This is a genomic window from Streptomyces endocoffeicus, assembly GCF_016741935.1.
Lineage (GTDB): Bacteria > Actinomycetota > Actinomycetes > Streptomycetales > Streptomycetaceae > Streptomyces > Streptomyces endocoffeicus.
Genome location: NZ_JAERRG010000003.1, coordinates 438156 through 457412, shown reverse-complemented (window position 1 = coordinate 457412; position 19257 = coordinate 438156). Strand labels below are relative to the sequence as shown.

The 19257-nt window shown below is 71.6% G+C and carries 18 protein-coding genes; 9 read left to right on the top strand and 9 right to left on the bottom strand.

Annotation, left to right across the window (positions count from 1 at the left end):
• Nucleotides 1–276: 276 nt before the first annotated feature.
• Nucleotides 277–1368: a substrate-binding domain-containing protein gene (locus JK364_RS12190; RefSeq protein ID WP_230991780.1), complete on the bottom strand. Its 1092-nt coding sequence runs from the start codon at nucleotides 1366–1368 to the stop codon at nucleotides 277–279.
• A gap of 384 nt (nucleotides 1369–1752) precedes the next feature.
• Here JK364_RS12190 and JK364_RS12185 point away from each other — a divergent pair, with 384 nt between their 5' ends.
• Nucleotides 1753–2286, top strand: a complete 534-nt coding sequence (locus JK364_RS12185) for an ATP-binding protein (RefSeq protein WP_201850548.1) — start codon at nucleotides 1753–1755, stop codon at nucleotides 2284–2286.
• Nucleotides 2287–2326: 40 nt separating this feature from the next.
• On the top strand, nucleotides 2327–3118 hold the full coding sequence (locus tag JK364_RS12180; RefSeq protein WP_201850546.1) for an IclR family transcriptional regulator: 792 nt from the start codon (nucleotides 2327–2329) through the stop codon (nucleotides 3116–3118).
• A gap of 77 nt (nucleotides 3119–3195) precedes the next feature.
• Here the strand turns inward: JK364_RS12180 and JK364_RS12175 are convergent, their stop codons facing one another.
• Nucleotides 3196–4191 carry a transketolase family protein gene (locus JK364_RS12175; protein ID WP_201850544.1) on the bottom strand — a complete coding sequence of 332 codons (996 nt, stop codon included), beginning with the start codon at nucleotides 4189–4191 and terminating at the stop codon, nucleotides 3196–3198.
• Nucleotides 4188–5048 (bottom strand): transketolase, encoded by an 861-nt coding sequence (locus JK364_RS12170; RefSeq protein ID WP_201850542.1) that lies wholly within the window; start codon nucleotides 5046–5048, stop codon nucleotides 4188–4190. Before JK364_RS12170 ends, JK364_RS12175 begins: the two co-directional genes overlap by 4 nt.
• A gap of 143 nt (nucleotides 5049–5191) precedes the next feature.
• Between JK364_RS12170 and JK364_RS12165 the strand changes: the two genes are divergently transcribed.
• Nucleotides 5192–5956 (top strand): SDR family NAD(P)-dependent oxidoreductase, encoded by a 765-nt coding sequence (locus tag JK364_RS12165; RefSeq protein WP_201850540.1) that lies wholly within the window; start codon nucleotides 5192–5194, stop codon nucleotides 5954–5956.
• A 128-nt stretch (nucleotides 5957–6084) separates the two neighbouring features.
• Here JK364_RS12165 and JK364_RS12160 read toward each other — a convergent pair whose 3' ends face one another.
• From JK364_RS12160 to JK364_RS12150, 3 genes are all read right to left on the bottom strand, one after another.
• On the bottom strand, nucleotides 6085–7104 hold the full coding sequence (locus JK364_RS12160; protein ID WP_201850538.1) for a zinc-dependent alcohol dehydrogenase family protein: 1020 nt from the start codon (nucleotides 7102–7104) through the stop codon (nucleotides 6085–6087).
• Between the two features lie 71 nt (nucleotides 7105–7175).
• Nucleotides 7176–8240: a zinc-dependent alcohol dehydrogenase gene (locus tag JK364_RS12155; protein ID WP_230991778.1), complete on the bottom strand. Its 1065-nt coding sequence runs from the start codon at nucleotides 8238–8240 to the stop codon at nucleotides 7176–7178.
• The gene (locus tag JK364_RS12150; protein WP_201850536.1) at nucleotides 8237–8953 is read right to left on the bottom strand and encodes an SDR family NAD(P)-dependent oxidoreductase; all 717 of its coding nucleotides are present in this window, start codon (nucleotides 8951–8953) and stop codon (nucleotides 8237–8239) included. The genes JK364_RS12155 and JK364_RS12150 overlap by 4 nt, the downstream gene beginning before the upstream one ends.
• A gap of 103 nt (nucleotides 8954–9056) precedes the next feature.
• On the opposite strand from JK364_RS12150, the gene JK364_RS12145 reads away from it, so the two are divergent.
• The 6 genes from JK364_RS12145 to JK364_RS12120 all read left to right on the top strand — a co-directional run bounded on the left by JK364_RS12145 (nucleotide 9057) and on the right by JK364_RS12120 (nucleotide 15468).
• Complete coding sequence (locus tag JK364_RS12145) at nucleotides 9057–9845, top strand: GntR family transcriptional regulator (protein WP_307841238.1); 789 nt, start codon at nucleotides 9057–9059, stop codon at nucleotides 9843–9845.
• 180 nt (nucleotides 9846–10025) lie between these two features.
• A complete protein-coding gene (xylB, locus tag JK364_RS12140) occupies nucleotides 10026–11525 on the top strand; it encodes a xylulokinase (protein WP_201850532.1) in 1500 nt (499 codons plus the stop codon).
• A 70-nt stretch (nucleotides 11526–11595) separates the two neighbouring features.
• Nucleotides 11596–12567, top strand: a complete 972-nt coding sequence (locus JK364_RS12135; protein ID WP_201850529.1) for an SMP-30/gluconolactonase/LRE family protein — start codon at nucleotides 11596–11598, stop codon at nucleotides 12565–12567.
• Entirely contained in the window at nucleotides 12564–13619 is a 1056-nt protein-coding gene (locus JK364_RS12130) for an alcohol dehydrogenase catalytic domain-containing protein (RefSeq protein WP_201850527.1), read from the top strand. Before JK364_RS12135 ends, JK364_RS12130 begins: the two co-directional genes overlap by 4 nt.
• 2 nt (nucleotides 13620–13621) lie before the next feature.
• Nucleotides 13622–14686: an aldose epimerase family protein gene (locus tag JK364_RS12125; RefSeq protein ID WP_201850525.1), complete on the top strand. Its 1065-nt coding sequence runs from the start codon at nucleotides 13622–13624 to the stop codon at nucleotides 14684–14686.
• Entirely contained in the window at nucleotides 14683–15468 is a 786-nt protein-coding gene (locus JK364_RS12120; RefSeq protein WP_201850524.1) for an SDR family NAD(P)-dependent oxidoreductase, read from the top strand. Before JK364_RS12125 ends, JK364_RS12120 begins: the two co-directional genes overlap by 4 nt.
• A gap of 72 nt (nucleotides 15469–15540) precedes the next feature.
• Here JK364_RS12120 and JK364_RS12115 read toward each other — a convergent pair whose 3' ends face one another.
• The 3 genes from JK364_RS12115 to JK364_RS12105 are packed head-to-tail and all read right to left on the bottom strand — an operon-like array spanning nucleotide 15541 to nucleotide 19172.
• Nucleotides 15541–16551, bottom strand: coding sequence for a sugar ABC transporter substrate-binding protein (locus tag JK364_RS12115; RefSeq protein WP_201850522.1), 1011 nt, complete (start codon nucleotides 16549–16551; stop codon nucleotides 15541–15543).
• 36 nt (nucleotides 16552–16587) lie between these two features.
• Nucleotides 16588–17625 carry an ABC transporter permease gene (locus JK364_RS12110; RefSeq protein WP_201850520.1) on the bottom strand — a complete coding sequence of 346 codons (1038 nt, stop codon included), beginning with the start codon at nucleotides 17623–17625 and terminating at the stop codon, nucleotides 16588–16590.
• Nucleotides 17622–19172: a sugar ABC transporter ATP-binding protein gene (locus tag JK364_RS12105; protein ID WP_230991849.1), complete on the bottom strand. Its 1551-nt coding sequence runs from the start codon at nucleotides 19170–19172 to the stop codon at nucleotides 17622–17624. Before JK364_RS12105 ends, JK364_RS12110 begins: the two co-directional genes overlap by 4 nt.
• Between the last annotated feature and the right edge of the window lie 85 nt (nucleotides 19173–19257).

Genomic DNA, 19257 nt, shown 5'->3' with positions numbered 1-19257 from the left:
CCGGGGTGGGCCCCAGCGGTGGCGCACGGGGCTACGGGGTGTCCGCCGCGTGGCAGGGGCTCGGCCCCTGGACGGACCCCGGGGTCTGGGGCGGAGCCCCACCCTCCAGCCCCTCCGGCACTTGAGGAGCACCTTCCTAGCCCCTCCGGCGCTTGAGGAGCACCTTCCTAGCCCCTCCGGCGCTTGAGGAGCGGGGTCTGGGGCGGAGCCCCAGTTGTGGGAAGGGGCGGGGAGGGGAACAGCCCGCCGCAGGCGCCAAGATCCGCCGGACACCCCCTAGCCCCAGCAGTGGCGCAGGCCCCAGTCCGACTTCTGCGAATCCAGACCGGATACGGGGGTGTCCGTGATGAGGGAGACTCCGGTGTTGGTGAAGCCCTGTCCGGAAGAGCCGGAGTCCTTGCCGCCGTCCTTGCCGCCGTCCTTGGCGGAGTCCTTGCCGCCGTCCTTGGCGTGCGCGACCACGGCGGCGAGGCCCTCGGCCGCCATCTTCACGGGGAACTGCATCGAGGTCGCGCCGATGACGCCGCCGGCCACGTTCTTGACGCCGGGACAGCCGCCGTCGACGGAGACGATGGCGATGTCCTTCTGCTTACCGGCCGCCTTGATGGCCTGATAGGCGCCGGCGGCGGTGGGCTCGTTGATGGTGTAGACGACGTTGATGGAGCCGTTCTTCTGGAGCAGCTTCTCCATGGCGTCGCGCCCGCCCTCCTCGTTGGCGCCGGTCACCTCGTGGCCGACGATCCGGGAGTCGCGCTCGTCGCCGATCCGGTTCGGGTTCCGGACATCGACGCCGAAGCCCTCCAGAAAGCCCTGGTCCCGCAGGACATCGACCTTGACCTGCTCGGAGCTGAGGTCCAGCAGGGCGACCTTCGGCCGCTTGCCGTCCATCCGCGCCTTGGCCCACTTGCCGATCATGCGGCCGGCCAGCCGGTTGTCGGTGGCGAACGTGGCGTCCACCGCGGATGCCGGTTCCGTCGGCGAGTCCAGGGCGACGACCATGACACCGGCCTTCCGCGCCCGGTCGATGGCGGGGATGATCGCGCCGGAGTCGGCCGGGGTGATCAGAATGCCCTTGGCGCCCGCCGCCACCAGGTTCTCGATGGCCTTGACCTGTGAGTCGTTGTCGGCCTGGCCCTTGCCGGCGAAGGTCCTCAGGTCCACGCCGAGTTGGCGGGCCTTCTTCTGGGCGCCTTCGCGCATCTTCACATAGAAGGGATTGTCGTTGGTCTTGGTGACGAGGCCGACGATGGTCTTGTCGTCACCGTGACCGCTGATGCCGCTCCCGCATGAGGTGAGCAGCAAGGTGAGACCGATTCCCGCGGACAAGGCCGCGAGCGCTCTGGGGCGCGGCATGACGCGATCTGCCATGAGATTGCCTTTTCTCGACGTGCGGGGGGTGGCTGGGGGCGAGTGCGCCGCCCGCCGGGTGCCGGTTCGCGGCAGCGGGGACTGTCGGTGCCGACGCGTTCATCGGTCGGCTCGGCCCTGATCGGGCTGGGGGATGGCCGGTGGGGCGTGCTCAGCGGCTCGATCCACAACGTCGCAGAGGTTTCGAGCACTGTCAATGCATCTCGAAGAAATTTCCACGACACACGCTCGACATGAACCGCGTCCGGAAGTCGGCGTGGAAATTTCTTCGAATGATCTTGACTATGGCAGAAATCACTACGAGGCTGGGAGGTGGCCCCCTTCCCGACGGAGTCGGCCACAACCCCCTTCCGGACCGCACAGCGCCCGGAAAGGAGTACGGAAATGACAGTGAACCCAGCGGGCGCGGTCGCCACCGTGCCCCCCTCACCGCCCAACGGCCCGCCGCCGCGCCGGCGGACGGGCCCGCCCGATGTCCACACCACCCCCCGGGGGCTGGCCCTGCGGCTGCCCTCCGACCCGGCCGCCGTGAGCCGGGCCCGCCATACCGCGGCGGGCGCGCTGCGCTGCTGGGGGGTGCCCGACACCGCCGCCGACGACATCGTTCTCATGGTGGACGAGCTGGTGACCAACGCGATCGAGCACGCCGACGGGCCCGTGTGGCTGCGGCTGCGACTACGCCGCGGATGCTGCGTGATCTGCCAGGTCGGGGACGGTTGCCACGAGGCGCCCCGGCCGCGCCCCAGCGACCCCGACGCCGAGAACGGCCGCGGGCTGCTCCTCGTCGCCGCGCTCGCCGACGCCTTCGGCACCCGCGTCACCACCACCGGAAAGGTCATCTGGTTCCGTCGCCGGGTGCGGGACGGCCGGATCCCGGCACCCCGCACCGCCCATCCGGCGACCGGCACCCATTACTGACCAGAAGACCGCCTGTCCGCTGAGTGATATCTTTACGCGCGTGGCGCATGAAGGTGGTCTTGCTCTCGTCCGTAAGTCCGTTGAGGTCCTCGACCTGCTCGCGGCGAAGGGAGAGGCGACGGCCGCACAGCTCGCGGAGGAGCTGGGCGAGCCCCGCAGCTCCGTCTACCGGCTGCTGGCGAGCCTCCAGGGCCTGGACATGGTGGAGGGCGGCAGCCGCCGCGGCACCTTCCGTCTGGGATTCCATCTGCTCACCCTCGGCACCGCCGTGGTGGAGCGTTTCGACGAGCGACGGTTCGCGCAGCCGGTGATGGAGCGCCTCCACGACGAGACCGGCGAGACGGTGTACCTGTGCGTCCAGCGCGGCCGCGAGGCGGTGTGCATCGAGCGGCTGGACGGCCGGCGGGTCCAGTCCCTCGCCCTGAAGCTCGGCGGTGCGCTGCCGCTGCACGCCGGTGCGGCCTCCCGCGCCCTGCTGGCCTTCCAGGACCGCTCGGCCTGGTCGGACTACCTCGAACAGGGGCCCATGGAGCGGTTCACCCCCTCCACCCCGGTCACGGCGGACACGCTGATCCCGGTGCTGGAGGAGACCCTCGACAGCGGAGTCTCGGTCAGCGACCAGGACGTCACGGTCGGCGTGGCCGCGCTCGGCGTCCCGATCCTGGACTACCGGGGGCAGGTGCGTGCCGCCCTGTCCATCAGCGGCGTCCGGGAGGCGATCCTCGGCACGGACCCGGCCGGTCTGCGTGAGCGGTTGGTCGAGGCCGGCCAGGAGATTTCGCGGGCGCTGGGCTGGAAGGCCGTCACCGGCGCCGTCGCCGACTTCGGCTGACCCGGCGGAACCGGCCGCCCGCCCCGGCCGCTCCGCCGAGGCGGGCGGATCACCGGGGGCGATCGGCCCGTTCCGGGTCAACGGCCCTGTGTGCGCAGCAGATCGCGGGCCTCGGCCTCGACTCCGGCGGCGTCCAGCCGGTAGTGCCGGTACAGATGGGTGGGCGGGCCGATGAGGCTGTACTGGTCCCGGATCCCATGGCGGTGCAGCCGGACCGGTACGCCATGCTCGCTGATCAGCTCGGCCACCGCGCCGCCGAGGCCGCCGAGCACATTGTGCTCCTCCACCGTCATCAGCAGCCGTGAGCGCCGCGCCGCCTTCAGCACCGCGTCCTCGTCGAGCGGTTTGACGGTGTGCATGTCGAGCACCCCGACGTCGTACCCGTCCGCGGTGAGCGCCGCCGCGACCCCCAGGGCGGGGTGGACCATGGAGCCGGTGGCGATGAGGGTGAGGTCGCTTCCGGTGCGGTGCTCGACCGCCTTCCCGATCTCGAGCGTGGTACCGGCCGGGTAGACGTCCGGGTCCCGGCCACGGCCGATACGGAAGTAGATCGGGCCCGGGTGGTCCACCGAGGCGCGCAGCGCCGCGGCCAGGGCCGCGGTGTCGGCCGGTGCGATCACGGTGAGCCCGGCGATGCTCCGGGTGATGGCGAGGTCCTCGGTCGCGTGGTGGGAGGTCCCGTAGAAGCCCAGGGTGATCCCCGCGTGGTGGCCGATCAGCCGGACGGGCTGGCGGGTGTACGCCACGTCGGTGCGGATCTGCTCGCAGGCCAGCAGCGCCATGAAGGACGCGAAGGTGGCGACGTAGGGCCGCAGGCCGGTGGTGGCCAGACCGGCCGCCGTGGACACCATGTGCTGCTCGGAGATCCCGAACTGGAGGTACTTGTCCGGGTGCCGGTCCTGGAAGCGCACCAGTCCGTTGGAGTACTTCAGGTCGGCGGTGCCGACGACCACGGGATGGCCCTCGTCGGCCAGGTCGGCGAGGGTGTCGCCGAGGGCCTGGAGGCCCGGGGCCTGTTCCAGCAGGCTCAGCAGATGCCAGGATTCCGGCTGCAGACCGGGCGCGACGCTCACCGTGCCCCCCGCAGTTCCGCCAGGGCGTTGGCCTCGTCCCGCTCGGCCAGCCAGCCGAGATGCCATCCGAACTCGGACTCCATGTAGGAAATCCCCTTCCCCTTGACGGTGTTGGCGACGACCACGGCCGGACGGTCGCGGCCGGTGTCCTCCGCCAGCGAGCGCAGCAGGGGCAGCAGGGCCGAGACGTCGTGTCCGTCGACCTCGTGCGTCTGCCATCCGAACGCCCGCCACTTGTCCAGCAGTGGCTCGATCCCGGTCACGCCGTCGATGCGGCCGTCGAGTGAGTGGTCGTTGCGGTCGACGATGGCGACCAGCCGCCCCAGGCCGTGGTGGGCGGCGCCCAGGGCCGCCTCCCAGATCTGTCCCTCGTGCAGCTCCCCGTCGCCGAGCAGGACGAACGTGGTGTACGGGCGCCCCTGGAGGCGGCCGCCCAGCGCCATGCCGGTCCCGGTCGAAAGGGCGTGGCCCAGCGACCCGGAGCTGAAGTCGATCCCCGGAATGCGGGTCATGTCCGGGTGGTCGCCGAAGGCGTTCCCCAGACGGGTGTATTCGTCGAGTTCGGCCGCGTCGAAGAAGTCCCAGTCGGCCAGCAGCGGATACAGCGTGGCCGCCGCGTGGCCCTTGCCGAAGAGGAAGCGATCGCGGTCGGGCCAGTCCGGTTCGCCACGCCTGAGCCGCATCACCCCGTAGTAGAGGGTGGCCAGGATCTCGGCGCAGGAGAAGCCGGACGCGTAGTGGCCGGTCTTGGCGATCGAGATCAGCCGCACGGTCTCCAGGCGGGCGAACTGGGCCCGTTCCTCGATGTGCTCGATGAGTTCGCGGTCCGCCGGCCCGGCCGGCGTCTGTGCAGTCATTCGGTGTCTCTCCCAGTCGGTGCGTCCCGTTGGCCATCGGAAGTTATCACTCACTGGACACTCAGTCCATGTCATGGGAATGTTTCGCATGCCGCCGTCACCACGTCGAATCCACCACGTCGAATCCCTCACGGAGATCTCCCATGACCGACCCCACCGTTCTCATCACCGGCGCCGCACAGGGGATCGGGGCCGCCACGGCCCGGGTCCTCGCCGAGCGCGGCTGGCGCGTCGTCGTCGCCGACCTCAAGGGCGAGGCCGCCCACGCCGGGGCCGCGGCCCTCGACGCGGCATCCCCCGTGGCCGGGGGGCACTTGGCCGTCGCCGTCGATGTCACCGACGAAGCCAGTGTCACCGCGATGTTCGACGACATCGCGACGCGGGCCGGTGGGCTCGACGCGCTGGTCAACGGCGCGGGGGTGATCTTCCGGCAGGCGGCCCGGGACTTCGACAGCCGGCAGTGGGCCCATCAGCTCGCGGTCCACCTCACCGGCGCGATGCACTGCGCGCGCGGTGCCTACCCCCTGCTGGTCCGCAGCGCTCGGGCCAGTGTGGTCAACATCGGTTCCGTCGGGTCGACCTTCGGGCTCCCCGGACGGCTCGGCTACGCCACCGCCAAGAGCGGAGTGCTGGGCCTCACCCGGACCCTGGCGGCGGAATGGGGGCCGGACGGCATCCGCGTCAACGCCGTGGCGCCCGGATACGTGGCCACCGAAATGGTGCGCAGCGGCCTGGAGTCGGGAGCGCTCGACCGGGAGGCGCTGGTGCGGCGCACACCGATGCGGCGGCTGGCCGAGCCCACCGAGATCGCCACCTCCATCGCCTTCCTCCTCTCCGCCGACGCCTCCTTCGTGCACGGCGCCACCCTCCGGGTCGACGGGGGCATCACGATCGACGGCACCTTCTGACCCCGGAGGCCGCCGAAGAGCGCGCCCTCCGCAGCGGCTGACCTCGCTCGCCGAGGTCAGCCGCGTGCCGTATGCGGTCGGGGGCCGTACGGAGCCAACGGCCGTACGGAGCCACCGGCCGTACGGGGTCAGGGGTGGATGACCGCCTTGACGCAGCCGCGGTCGTCCCGGACGGCGTCGAGGGCGGCGCCGTACGCGTCCAGCCCGAACCGGTGCGTGATCATGCCGTCGGTGCGCACCCGGCCCGTGCGCAGGACCCGCAGCGCGCGATCGAAGCTGAACGCCTGGGTGAAGGATCCGCGGATGGTCAGCTCCCGGCTGAAGATCTCGTGCGGGGAGAGCTCGACGCGCTCCCGCTCCCCGGCCATGCCGTAGAGGAAGACGGTCCCGCCGTCGCGGGTCAGCGGCAGACACCGCTCGATCACGGTGAGGGCGCCGGTCGCGTCGACGACGGTGTCGAAGCCGTCGGGTGCCAGGGCGCGCAGCGCCCCGAGGGAGGCCGAGGAGTCGTCGCGGTCCATGACCACCGTCTCGTCGGCGCCGAAGTCCCGGGCCAGTTTCAGCTTGGCCTCGGTCGGCGCCGCGACGGTCACCCGCCCCGCGCCGCTGCCCGCCAGCAGCTGTGCGAGCAGCAGCCCCGTGGTGCCGGCGCCGAAGACGAGAACATCGCTGCCGGGCTGTGGGGCGAGTACGTCCATGCCGTGCACGGCACATGCGACGGGCTCGGCGAAGGCCACCACGTCCAGGGGGATGTCATCGGCCGGGTGGCAGTGGGACGCGGGCACCACGATCATTTCGGCGAAGCCGCCCGGCCGGGTGACACCGTGGTCCCGCAGCCGGGTGCAGAAGGCCGGTCTGGCGCGGCGGCAGTTGGCGCACCAACCGCAGGAGACCCGGTTGTTGAGGGCGACGCGCTGTCCGACGGCGAGCGTCGCCACCTCCTCCCCCAGCGACTCCACCTCGCCCACCACCTCGTGGCCGGGGGTGAGCGGATAGCGGGGGGAGAACTCGCCGCGGTGGAGATGGGCATCCGTACCGCAGACTCCCGCGGACCGCACGCGCAGACGTACCTCGCCCGGACCCGGCTCCGGATCCGGCAGGTCGGTGTAGCGGAACACCTGGGGTCGGTCGTAGACGATGGCTTTCACGCCGTCTCCTTTGGGTCGGGCCGTTTCGGCACGGTTTCGTTCGGGCCGTTCCGATTGCGCTGACGGGCCGGTCAGCCGACGCTCACCAGCACCTTCATCTGGTCCGGGCCACCGGCGGCCCGGAACGCCTCGGCCGCTCGGTCCAGGGGGAAGGTGGCGGTGACGAACTCGTCGGCCGGTACGACACCGGTCCCGAGAAGCGTCATCGCGGCGCGCATGTCCTCCCCGACGTACATCAGGGAGCCCCGCACGGCGATCTCGCGGTCCTGGACCAGGTCCAGCGGGACATTCGACGGGCCCTGGGGCACCCCGACGACCATGACCGTGCCGCCCTTCTCGACGGAGCGCACGGCCTGGGTGATGGACGCGGACACCGCCACGCAGTCGAACACCACGTCCGCGCCGCCGCCGAGCCGCTCCCTGACCAGCTCCGGCAGGCCGGGGGTACCGGGCGCGAGCGCCACGTCCGCCCCGAGCCGCACCGCCCGGTCCCGCTTCGCCGCCACCGGATCGGTGACGATGACGGTCCGCGCGCCCGCGGCCCGCGCGGCCAGGGCGGTGAGCAGCCCGATCGGCCCGGCGCCGAGGACCAGCACACCACCGCCGGTGAGATCCCCGGCCCGGCGCACCGCGTGCACGGGGGTGGCCAGCGGCTCGACGAGCACGGCCTGCACATCGGTGAGCCGGTCGGGCACCCGGTGCAGCCGGTCGGCGCGCACGGTGAAGCCGTCCGCCATCGCACCGGCCGTCTGGCAGCCGATGACCCGCAGTTCCCCGCAGATGTTGTAGCGGCCGGACCGGCAGTGGCGGCAGGTCCCGCACACCAGATTGGGTTCGAGCAGTACCCGGTCCCCCTCGGCCACGGAGGTGACGCCGGGGCCGGTTTCGGCGACCACGCCGACGGCCTCGTGTCCCGGGTGGTACGGCCGGGAGATGAAGGGGTGTTCCCCGCGGCGGGCGTGCACGTCCGAGCCGCAGATGCCGGTCAGCAGGGTGCGCACCCGCGCCTCGCCGGCCGCGGGCCGTACCCGTGCCACCTCCTCCAGGACGACGTCGCCGTCCGCGGTCACGGTCACCCGCCGGTCCATCGCGTCCCCTTCCGCCGCCCCGTCCGGTGTCCTCGATGTGCTGCTCATCGGAGTGCGAAACCCCCGTCCATCAGCAGTTCCGTGCCCACGCAGTAGGCGGCCTCGTCGCCCAGCAGCCAGCCGATGGCGGCGGCGATCTCCTCGGGTTCCGCGAACCGTCCGGCGACCGTGCCCTCCTTCCAGCGCGGGTGCATATGCCGTTTGAGGTCGTTGAGCGGCGTGGCGACATAGCCGGGCGCGACGCTGTTGATCCGCACCCCGCGCGGGCCCCACTCGACGGCCAGGGAACGGGTCAGCGCGCTCACGGCGGCCTTGGAGGCGTTGTACGCGGACTGCTTCTGCGGGTGGTTGACGATATGTGTGCCGGACATCGAGGAGACCGTGACGATCCGGCCGCCCGCTCCGTCGAGCATCCGCCGGGCGGCCGCGGCGCAGCTGAGGAACGTGCCCCTGAGATTGACGCCGAGCACCCGGTCGAACTCGGCGGCGCTCATCCGCTCCGCGGGCACGTCGTCCTCGACGACCCCGGCGGCCGCGACCAGGCCGTCGATCCGGCCGCCCTCGGTGACGACCGTGCCGATCGCGGCGGCCACGCTGTCCTCGTCGGTGACATCGCAGCGGATGGGCCGTCCGACGGGGGACGCGGTGAGATCGAGGGCGTACACCTCGGCGCCCAGACCGGCCAGATGTGCGCAGGTGGCCCGTCCGATGCCGCCGGCGGCTCCGGTGACCGCTATCCGGGCACCCTGATACCAGGACATGATGTCTCCTTGGGTGGACTCCGGCAGCGATAAGACGGCCTGTACGTACAGGATGTCAAGAGGACGGGCTGATGTCTTCGCCGTCAGGCGCTACGCTTGCGCCGTGGAACCCGGACGGATTGACCGCGACGCCGCACTGCCCTTCTACGCCCAGCTCAAGGAGCTGCTGCTGCCCCAGCTCGGCAGCATGTGGAAGGTGGGTGAGCGGCTGCCCGGCGAGGTGACCCTGTGCGAGCGGTACGGGGTCTCCCGGACCGTCGTACGTCAGGCCCTCGACGAGCTGGAGGGCGAGGGCCGCATCGTGCGGCGCAAGGGACAGGGCACCTTCGTGGCCGCCCGCAAGGTCGACGAGTCGCTCTTCCAGTCGATGACGGGCCTGTACGAGGATGTGGCCGCCCGCGGCGCCGCGCTGGTCAGCGCGGTGCGCCGGCTGGAGTTCGCCCCCGCGACGGCGGACGCCGCCCGTGAGCTGGAGGTCGAGGAGGGCGCACCGCTGATCCATCTGGAGCGGCTGCGCTACGTCAACGACGAGCCGTGGGCGCTGACCAGCACCTGGCTGCCGCACCGGGTGGCGCCCGGACTGCTGGACGAGGATCTGACGCACCAGTCGCTCTACGCCCTGCTGGAGGGCAAGTACGGCGTCGGCCTGGACCACGGCAGGCGGGTGGTGGAGGCGGTGCCCGCCGCCCCGTCGGTGGCCGAGGCGCTCGGTGTGGACGCCCATGACCCGGTGCTGCTCCTGCGGAGCACCGCCTGGGACCAGGAGGGCAGGCCGGTGGAGTACTTCACGGCCTACCACCGCGCGGACCGCAGCCGTTTCCAGGTGCATGTCCGCAGGCGGCGCCGGGCCGGAGCGCCACCGTCGATGCTGGTGCGCGACAGCACCGGCTGAAACACGCCGCCACCTGGGCGGCGGCCCCGATGTGACATCGGGGCCGCCGCCCTTTTCGCGACCCCGCGGCCCCGTCGTACCCCCGGCTCATCGCCCTTGACATCCTGTACGGACAGGATGACAGTGACCTGCGCAACGTTCCAGGCCATGCCCGGACACCAGGAAGCTGGAGAAACATCCGTGATCATCGCCCATGACCTCGGCACCACCGGGAACAAGGCGTCCCTGCACACCGACGACGGCCGGCTGGTGACGGCGGTGACCGTGCGCTACGACACCGACTTCCGGGCCGGCGGCATCGCGGAGCAGGACCCCGAGTCCTGGTGGCGGGCCGTCTGCGAGGCCGGCCGCGAACTGCTCGACCGGAGCGGGACACCCCCGGAGCGGATCGGCGCCATCGGATTCAGCGGCCAGATGATGGGGGCCGTGCTGCTCGACCGGGCGCACCGGCCGGTGCGGCCCGCGATGATCTGGGCCGACCACCGCAGCACCGAGCAGGCCGGGACACTGGCCGCCGGGCTCGACGAGGAGCGCGCCTACCGGCTGCTGGGGCACCGGATCCACCCCACGTACTCGCTGGCCAAGGTGATGTGGGTGCGCGACCACGAACCGCGGACCTTCCGCCGGGTGGCCCATATGTGCCTGGCCAAGGACTACATCGTCCAGCGCCTGACCGGCACGCTCGTCACCGATCCCTCCGACGCCTCCGGCACCAACGCCTTCGACCAGCGGGCGGGCACCTGGTCGCGGGCCGTGCTCGACGCGGCGGCCATCGACCCGGGCCTGCTGCCCGACATCGCCGAGTCCACCTCGGTCGTCGGCCGGGTCCGCGCTCGGGCCGCGGAGGAGGCCGGGGTGCCCGCCGGAGTCCCCGTGGTCATCGGCGGCGGGGACGGCCCCCTCGCCGCGCTCGGCGCCGGGGTGCTGACCCCCGAGGACGGCGCCTACACCTACCTCGGCTCCTCCTCGTGGATCTCGATGTCGGCCACCCGGCCGCTGTACGACCCGGCCCTGCGCACCATGACGTTCAACCACGTCCTGCCCGGACACTACGTCCCGACGGCCACGATGCAGGCGGGCGGCGCCTCGCTGGAGTGGATCGCGCAGGTGCTGCGCCCGGACGGCGGGCCGGAACGCATCGCCCGCACCCTGGCGCGGATCGACGACGCCGACACCACGGGGCTCTACTTCCTGCCCCATCTGCTCGGCGAGCGCTCACCGTACTGGAACGCCGACGCCCGGGGCGCCTTCGTCGGACTCTCCCGGCACCACGGCCCGGCGCATCTGGCGAAGGCCGTCCTGGAGGGAGTCGCCTTCAACCTGGCGACCTGCGTCGGCGCCTTCCGCGAGGCCGGGCATCCGGTCGACCGCGTCGACGCCATCGGCGGTGGCGCGGCGAGCGACATCTGGCTGCGCGTCCTCGCGGACGTCTGGGGCGCCCGGATACGCCGCCGCAGCATCGTCGAGGGGGCCAACAGCCTGGGTGCGGCCGTCACCGCCGCCGTGGGCAGCGGCCTGGTCGACGGCTTCGAGGTGGCCCGCGAACTCTCCGCGGTCCAGGCGGAGTTCACCCCGTCCGCGGACCGGCACCGCGACTACACCACGCGCCACCGGGAGTTCCTGGACGCCTATCGCAGCCTGGAGCCCTGGTTCGCCAATTCTCATCCACTAGACAACTAGTCCGCACCATGAGAATGTGCCGTGGCCACCTTCGTGACCGCCTCGCGGTGCCACGACGAACAGGAGCCTCATGCGCCCATCGGTGACGACCGTCCACGCCACCCCCGTCGCGAGCGGGTTCACCTTTCTCGAGGGCCCCCGGTGGCGCGACGGCGAGCTGTTCGCCTCCGACTTCTACAGCGGGCGCGTCCTCGCCTTCCGTCCGGGCCGCTCGCCGGACACCGGCCATGAGGTGCGCACGGTGTGCGAGGTGCCCGGCCGGCCATCCGGGCTCGGATTCGCGCCCGACGGATCGCTGCTGGTCGTCTCGATGCTGGAGCGCGCCCTGCTGCGGTGGGACGGCAGGGCGCTCACCACCGTGGCGCGCTTCGGCCACCTCATCGAGGGCGTGGCCAACGACATGCTCGTCACCGAGTCCGGCTGGGCCCTCATCGGCAACTTCGGCAATACGGACGCCGAGCCCGGCTCCCTGCGCGAGACCGCCCTGGTGCGGGTCTCCCCCGACGGCCGAGCCGATCTCCAGGGCCACGGGCTCGTCTTCCCCAACGGCATGGTGCTCACCGCCGACCGCCGGCGGCTGCTGGTGGCGGAGACCTTCGCCGGACGTGTCTCCTCGTGGCCGGTGGCCTGGAGCGGCGACGGAGCGCCCACGCTCGGAGCGCGGCGGGGGTGGAAGCAGTTCGGCGGCCCGCCCGGCCACCTCGACATCGAACGCGCCACCCGCGAGCTTCCCGTACTGCCCGACGGTCTGGCCATCGACGCCCACGACCGGGTCTGGGTCGCCTCCTCCATCGGACACGCCGCACGTCTGCTCGCGCCGGACGGCACCCTCCTCGCCCTCGTCGAAACCGGCGGCCTCAGCCCCTACGCGGTCGCCATCGGCGGCGACGGCCAGTCCGTTCTCCACCTCTGCTGCTCACCGCCGCTCGGCACCGTCGACCCCGCCGTCACCACCGAGTCGGTGCTGTACACGGCGGACATCTCGGCACTCCGCCGACCCGCACCCCGCGCCTCCCGCGCCCCAGGAAAGGAGACACCATGACGACCACCACCGCGCCGACCGCCACGGTCCGTGCGCTGCGGTTCGCCGCGAAGGAGAAGGTCGCCGTCGTCGACGCACCGCTCCCCGAGCCCGGACCGGGCGAGCTGACCCTCGATATGAAGGCGGCGGGCCTGTGCGGAAGCGATCTGCACTACTTCCATATGACACACGAGGAGATGCGGCACGCCACTCAGCCGCGCTCGCCCGAGATGACGCCCGGCCATGAGATCGCCGGTGTGGTCAAGGCGGTCGGCCCCGGGGTGAGCCACCCGCGGGTGGGCGACCGGGTCGCGGTGCAGCACTACTCCGGCTGCGGCCAGTGCGAGAGCTGTCGGCGCGGCTGGGATGTGCACTGCGAGCGCGGAGCGCGGGTGTACTCGCTCAACCGGCCCGGTGGCTGTCAGGACGAGCTGGTCGTCACGGCCAAGGACTGCGTGGTGCTGCCGGACGAGGTGAGCTTCCCCGTCGGCGCGTTCCTCGCCTGTGGTGCCACGACCGCCTACCAGGCGCTGCTCCGCTCGGAGGTGAAGCCGGGCGAGACCGTGGTCGTCATCGGCGTGGGCCCGGTCGGTCTCGCCGTGCTCGCCTGGGCGAAGGCGTTCGGCCTGCGCGCCATCGGCACCGACCCGAGCCCCGAGCGCCGTGCCTTCGCCGAGAGCCTCGGCTACTCCGATGTCCACGATTCCGCGGGCTTCGACATCGAGGCCGTGGTGCCCGGTGGCGCGAACGCCGTCATCGACACCTCCGGAAACGTCCACGGCCGCCGTACCGCAGTCGAGGTGGTGCGGACCTGGGGCACGGTGGTGTTCGTCGGGCTCGGCCCCGACTTCACCATCGACCCGGTACCTGATCTGATCATGCGTCAGGTGACCCTGCGCGGGATGTTCGTCTTCAGCGTGCCGCTGATGATGGAGGCCGTGGCGGAGGCCGGCCGGCTCGGTGTGGACCTCGCTCCGATCATCACCAGCGTCTCCTCGATCGAGGAGGGCCCCGACGCCTTCGCGGACTTCGCCGCGGGCAGTGTCGGCAAGTCGGTCATCGGATGGGAGTGAGCATGGCGAGCGCGACCACCTCGGTCCGGCCCGTCGACGGCGGCGCGTGGACACTGGAGAACGACGCGGTCACGGTGGTGGTGAACCCGGCCCGGGGCACCGACATCCTCTCGCTGGCCTGGAAGGCCACCGGCGAGGAGATCCTGTGGCGCGACCCGCGCTGGGTGGACCGGGTGCCGGCCGCCGACCCGGCGGACGCGAGCGATGTGTCGTTCTTCGACAACTACGCGGGCGGCATACAGGAGTTGTTCCCGAACGCGGGGCCACCGACCACCGTGCGCGGCGCTCCGCTGCCGTTCCACGGTGAGGCGGCCCGCCGCCGCTGGGCGGCGGAGGCCGTGGAGACGGCGGACGGGACCGCGCTGCGGTGCGTCACCCGCCTCGCCCGCTACCCGTTCCGCATGACCAAGACCTTCTCGCTCGACGGCTCCGTGCTGCGTTTCCGGAGCGAGGTGGAGAACCTCTCCCCCCGGGCCCTCCCCTCGAACTGGGGCCTGCATCCCGCCTTCAACACCGCGACCGTGGCCCGCGCGGCCACCGTGTACGGCCCGTTCGAGGAGCTCACCGCGCATCCGGAGGACTTCGGCGCCCGGCAGTGGATGACACCCGGCGAGAGGCGCCGGGTGCCCGCCGTGGCCCCGGGTGTGGGAGCCCTCGAACTCGCGCCGGGCGAGGGCCCGACGGCCGACCTCGGCTACGCCACCGTCACGGGCGGCTGGTTCGGGCTGCGCTCACCGGGCTGCGGCCTGGTGGCGACGATGAGCTGGCAGCCCGAGCTGTTCCCCGAGATCTGGGTGTGGCAGGAGTGCCACTCGCCCGATGACTACCCCTGGTGGGGCACCAAGCACATCGTGGCCGTCGAACCGCACACCACCTCGCCGTTCATGCCGCTCGCCGAGCGGCTGGAGCGCCCCGGTGTGCCCGTCATCGCCGGAGGATCCACGCTGAGCGCCGAGTTCACGCTCGGCGTCCACGCGATCGCCGACGACGAGGTGCCGGTCGATGTCGACGAACGGGGCGTACCGGTGCTGATCAGCATCTCGGACGAGGGAGAGGGCGTGGCATGAGCCGATTCACCGATCGCGTCGCGATCGTCACCGGGGCGGGGGCGGGCATCGGCCGGGCCGCGGCCGAGCGCATCGCGGGCGAGGGCGGCTCCGTGGCCGTCTTCGACATCTCGGCCGAGCGCGCCGAGGAGTCCGCGCGCACCGTCGCCGACGGCGGTGGCTCCGCCACGCCCTTCGCGGTGGACGTCTCCGACCCCGACCAGGTGCGGAAGGCCGTGGACGAGGTGGTGGCCACGCTCGGCGTTCCGTTCTCGCTGGTGAACAGCGCGGGCATCCTGCGCATCTCCCCCGCCCTGGAGATGAGCGCGGTCGACTTCGACACGGTGCTCGGCGTCAATCTGCGCGGGGTGTTCCTCATGGCCACCGCGGTCGCGCGGCATATGGTGGCGGCGAAGCGGCCGGGCCGTATCGTCAATGTCTCGTCGATCCACTCGGTGATCTCGCTGCGCGAGGCGGCCGCCTACGCCGCCTCCAAGGGCGGGATCGAGGCGCTCACCTTCACCCTCGCGGGAGAGTGGGCCGAGCACGGCATCACGGTCAACGCGGTGCGCCCGGGGGCCACTTGGTCCGCGCTGACCGCGCCCCTCTACACGGACGACGTCGTGGCCTCGCTGAACCGGCGCATCCCGCTCGGCGCGGTGGCCCGCGCCGAGCAGGTGGCCGCGGCGATCGCCTATCTGGCCTCCGAGGACGCCTCGTACTCGACCGGGGCGACGCTCTCGGTCGACGGCGGCTACACCATCAACGGCGACATGCCGGACGCGGTCTACGAACGCGATTGACCCATCGCAGCGCATACGGCGGGGGCCGGAATCTCACGATTCCGGCCCCCGCCGTATGCGCGCGGCCCCGGCTCAGAACACGGAGTGCGGGTCGAGGAAGTCGTCCACGTTCTCGCAGTCGATGCCCGCGGCCTTGGTGTAGCGCTGCTTCTCGATGTCCTTGGGCGCCACTTCGCCGGTGCCGATCCGCAGCGCGAGGTCGAAGGCGAGGTCGGCGGCCAGCTTCGGCGAGTTCAGGCCCGTGGAGATGTACCGGCCGTCGCACCCGCCCGCCCTGATCTCCTGGAGCGCCTGCTTCTGCCCGTCCGCCGCCGCGGCGACCAGCGTCTTCTTGTTGCCCTTGTCGCGCAGGGTGCTGAGGGCTCCGAGCGTCATCGAGTCGTTGAGGCCCACGATCAGGTCCACGTTCCGGTGTGCGGCGAGGATCGACTCGGTGGCCGGTACCGCGGCGTCCTGGGAGTAGTTCGCGGGAGTTCTGGCCACGATGTGATACCTGACGCCACCGGCGCGCAGACCGTCGAGGAATCCCCGCTGGCGGTCGGGGCCGACGATCTCGTCGTCCGGGCCGCCGTTGAGGACGGCCAGGCTGATCGTCGAGCCACGGTGGAACCGCTTGGCCGCGAGCCGGCCCGAGAGCTTGCCGATCGCGTAGTTGTCGGAGGAGACGGCAGTGACACCGACCCCCTCGATACCGGTGTCCACGAAGACCAGCGGCACCTCCCCCGCCACGTCCTTCAGCTGCACCTTCTGCGTCTTCGGGCTCATCGCGTCGACCACGAGGACGTCGATGCCCTGCGCCACCAGGGTCTGGGCCTGGTTCAGCTGGGTGACGGCGTCCCCGTCGGCGTTCTGCACCTCCAGGTGGAAACCCCGCTTCCCGGCCTGCTTCCTGGCCGCGTCGACCATGGCCGCGAAGTAGGGCGCGTCCAGCTGCCGCTGGGAGAATCCGATCGTGACATCGGTGGGCTTCTTGGCCTCCCTGGGGCCGCCCGAGGACGCCTTGCCGCCGATGGTCGTACAGCCGGCCAGGACCAGCGCCGCCGCGGACAGCGCGGCGAGCGGGCCCCGTCGCATGGTTGTCATGCAGATCTCCGTGTCGTGTCTGGTCATGCGCCGGGCTCAGGAGTGTGCGGTCTTCTGCCGACGGCGCCGGGTGAACTGGACGGTGGTGAGGACCATCGCGAAGATGATCAGGGCCCCGCGGAAGGCGTCCTGCAGAAACGTGGACACGTTGAGCAGCACCAGCAGGTTGGAGATCACGCCGAAGATGAGCGTGCCCAGGAACGCGCCGAGCACCCGGCCGCGGCCGCCCACGAGGCTGGCACCGCCGATGACCACCGCCGCGATCGAGTCGATCTCGTAGTTGTCCCCTCCGGTCGGAGTGGCCGCGCCGATGCGGGCGGCGAGCAGGAAGCCCGCGAAGCCGACCAGCACACCGGCGATCACATACACCGTGATCATGGTGGCCTTCACCGGCACACCCGCGGCGTGGGCGGCCTCCTTGCTGCTGCCGAGCGCGTACACCCGGCGCCCGAACACGGTGCGGCGGGTGAGGAAGGCCATGGCCATCGCGAGCACGATCCATACGATGCCGAGCACGGGGACGCCGCCGATCGCCGTCGTGGCGATGGTGCGGAAGTCCGCGGCGTGGGGGCTGATCGGCTGGCCCTCGGTGTAGGCGTAGACCAGCCCGCGGCCCAGCGCGAGCATGCCGAGGGTCACGATGAAGGCCTCGAGCCCGCGGTAGGCGATGAGATAGCCGTTGAAGACGCCGATGGCGCCGCCCAGCACGATCGCCACCGCCACGGCGAGCAATGTGTTCCCGCCGCCGAAGAGACCGGCGGAGAGCACCCCGGCGAGCCCGGCGACCGCGCCGACGGAGATGTCGATGCCACCGGTGAGCACGATGAGGAACTGCGCGAGGGTCACGATGCCGATCACCGAGACCTGCAGCAGCAGGTTGGACACGTTGTACGAGGAGAAGAAGGCGTCGGAGGTGAGGCCCGCGAAGATCAGCAGGGCGATGAGGATGTAGAGCGGGTACTGCTCCCTCGCCCACTGCCCGGCCCGGCGAAGCGTCAGGCCGTGGGCGGGCGCCGTCCCCTCACCGTCCGCGGCTGGTGCGGCGGCCGTCCTGGTCGCGGTGTCGTGGCTCACTGGACTTCTCCTCCGAGGGCGGTACGGGTCAGGTCGTCGGTGGTGCTGCTCTTCGAGACGAACTCGCCGGCGATGACGCCGTCGCGCAGCACGATCACCCGGTTGCACAGGGCCAGGGCCTCTTCGGCCTCGCTGGTGACGACCACGACCGCCTTGCGCCGCTCGATGAGGCCCCGCACGATCTGATAGATGTTCAGCCGGGCACCGACGTCGATGCCCTTGGTCGGTTCGTCCAGCACGACGACGTCGGGCTCGCTCTCGAGCGCCTTGGCGATGCACACCTTCTGCTGGTTGCCACCGGAGAGCGAGCTGGTCAGCTGGTCGGCGCCACCCTTGATCCCGAAGTCGGAGACCAGCCGCGCCACCCGGCGGCGCTCCCGGCGGGTGTGCATCACTCCGCGGGTGGAGAACGCGCCCAGCGTGCTCAGCGTGAGGTTGGTGGCATTGTCGAAGTCCTTGACGAACCCCTCGCGCCTGCGGTCCTCGCTGAGGTAGGCGATCCCCTGGCGCAGGGCGGCCCGCGGTGAGCGCGGGGTCACCTCATGGCCGCGCACCCGTACGGTGCCGGTGTCGCGGTGCTGGTGGCCCGAGATGGACCGGGCGAGCGAGCTGCGCCCGCTGCCGACCAGTCCGTAGACGCCGACGATCTCGCCTTCCCGCACCGAGAAGGAGATGCCGGACGCCGATCCCGAGGACACGTCCCGCACCTCCAGCAGAGTGGGGGCGTCCGCCGCGGCCACCGGCTCGGGCGGCTCGAGGGCCATGACGGCCTCGCCGATCATGAGCGTCATGATCTCGTCGGGTGTGGTGTCCGCGGTGTCGACCACATCGACGAGGGAGCCGTTGCGCATGACCGCGATGCGGTCGGCGAGCGCGAACACCTCCGGCATGCGGTGCGAGACGAAGACGACCGTGGCACCGGCTTCGCGCTCCTTGCGCACCAGTGCCTCGACGTCCTTGAAGTGCTCCTCGGTGGTGGAGGCGGTGGTCTCGTCCAGCAGCAGCACACGGTGCTCGTTCACCTGGGACCTGCTGAGCGCCACCATCTGACGGGGACCGGGGCCGAGCCGTCCGGCCGGCATGGCGAGGTCCACCTCGCGCATCCCGACCACGCCGAGGGCGGCGCGCGTGCGCTCCGCGCGGTCGCGCCCCCCGACGAGCTGCCACGGCCTGCGGCGGCCCGCCGCGCTGAGGCCGGTCAGCCAGACGTTCTCCTGGACGCTGAAGGTGTCGACGATGACCGGCTCCTGGTGCATGAGGAGCACTCCGGCGTCCAGGGCCGCGGAGGGTGTGGTGATCTCGCCGTCGTATCCGTCCACGATCACCCGCCCACTGGTGGGGCGCTCCTGACCGGCGAGCAGTTTGGTCAGCGTCGACTTGCCTGCGCCGTTCGCACCGCAGATGGCGAGCACCTCGCCCGCGTAGCCGCTCAGGGTGACATCGGAGACGGCGATGACACCGGGGTAGACCTTGCCGACCCCGTCCAGGGTGAAGGTGACCGTCCTCGGCGGCGGTGACGCGGATACCGAGGACGCGACCGCGCCCATGCTGCTCACTTCGACTGCTCCCTTGCGCTAGCCACGTCACTCCTCGTCGAGAAGGCCGATCACTGCTGCCCATGGCCTCGCGGGG

Coding starts and splice junctions, on each gene's coding strand:
- JK364_RS12190 (WP_230991780.1), bottom strand. CDS start 1,368: ATGGCAGATCGCGTCATGCCGCGCCCCAGAGCGCTCGCGGCCTTGTCC.
- JK364_RS12185 (WP_201850548.1), top strand. CDS start 1,753: ATGACAGTGAACCCAGCGGGCGCGGTCGCCACCGTGCCCCCCTCACCG.
- JK364_RS12170 (WP_201850542.1), bottom strand. CDS start 5,048: ATGACTGCACAGACGCCGGCCGGGCCGGCGGACCGCGAACTCATCGAG.
- JK364_RS12165 (WP_201850540.1), top strand. CDS start 5,192: ATGACCGACCCCACCGTTCTCATCACCGGCGCCGCACAGGGGATCGGG.
- JK364_RS12155 (WP_230991778.1), bottom strand. CDS start 8,240: ATGAGCAGCACATCGAGGACACCGGACGGGGCGGCGGAAGGGGACGCG.
- JK364_RS12150 (WP_201850536.1), bottom strand. CDS start 8,953: ATGTCCTGGTATCAGGGTGCCCGGATAGCGGTCACCGGAGCCGCCGGC.
- JK364_RS12135 (WP_201850529.1), top strand. CDS start 11,596: ATGCGCCCATCGGTGACGACCGTCCACGCCACCCCCGTCGCGAGCGGG.
- JK364_RS12130 (WP_201850527.1), top strand. CDS start 12,564: ATGACGACCACCACCGCGCCGACCGCCACGGTCCGTGCGCTGCGGTTC.
- JK364_RS12125 (WP_201850525.1), top strand. CDS start 13,622: ATGGCGAGCGCGACCACCTCGGTCCGGCCCGTCGACGGCGGCGCGTGG.
- JK364_RS12120 (WP_201850524.1), top strand. CDS start 14,683: ATGAGCCGATTCACCGATCGCGTCGCGATCGTCACCGGGGCGGGGGCG.
- JK364_RS12115 (WP_201850522.1), bottom strand. CDS start 16,551: ATGACAACCATGCGACGGGGCCCGCTCGCCGCGCTGTCCGCGGCGGCG.
- JK364_RS12105 (WP_230991849.1), bottom strand. CDS start 19,172: ATGGGCGCGGTCGCGTCCTCGGTATCCGCGTCACCGCCGCCGAGGACG.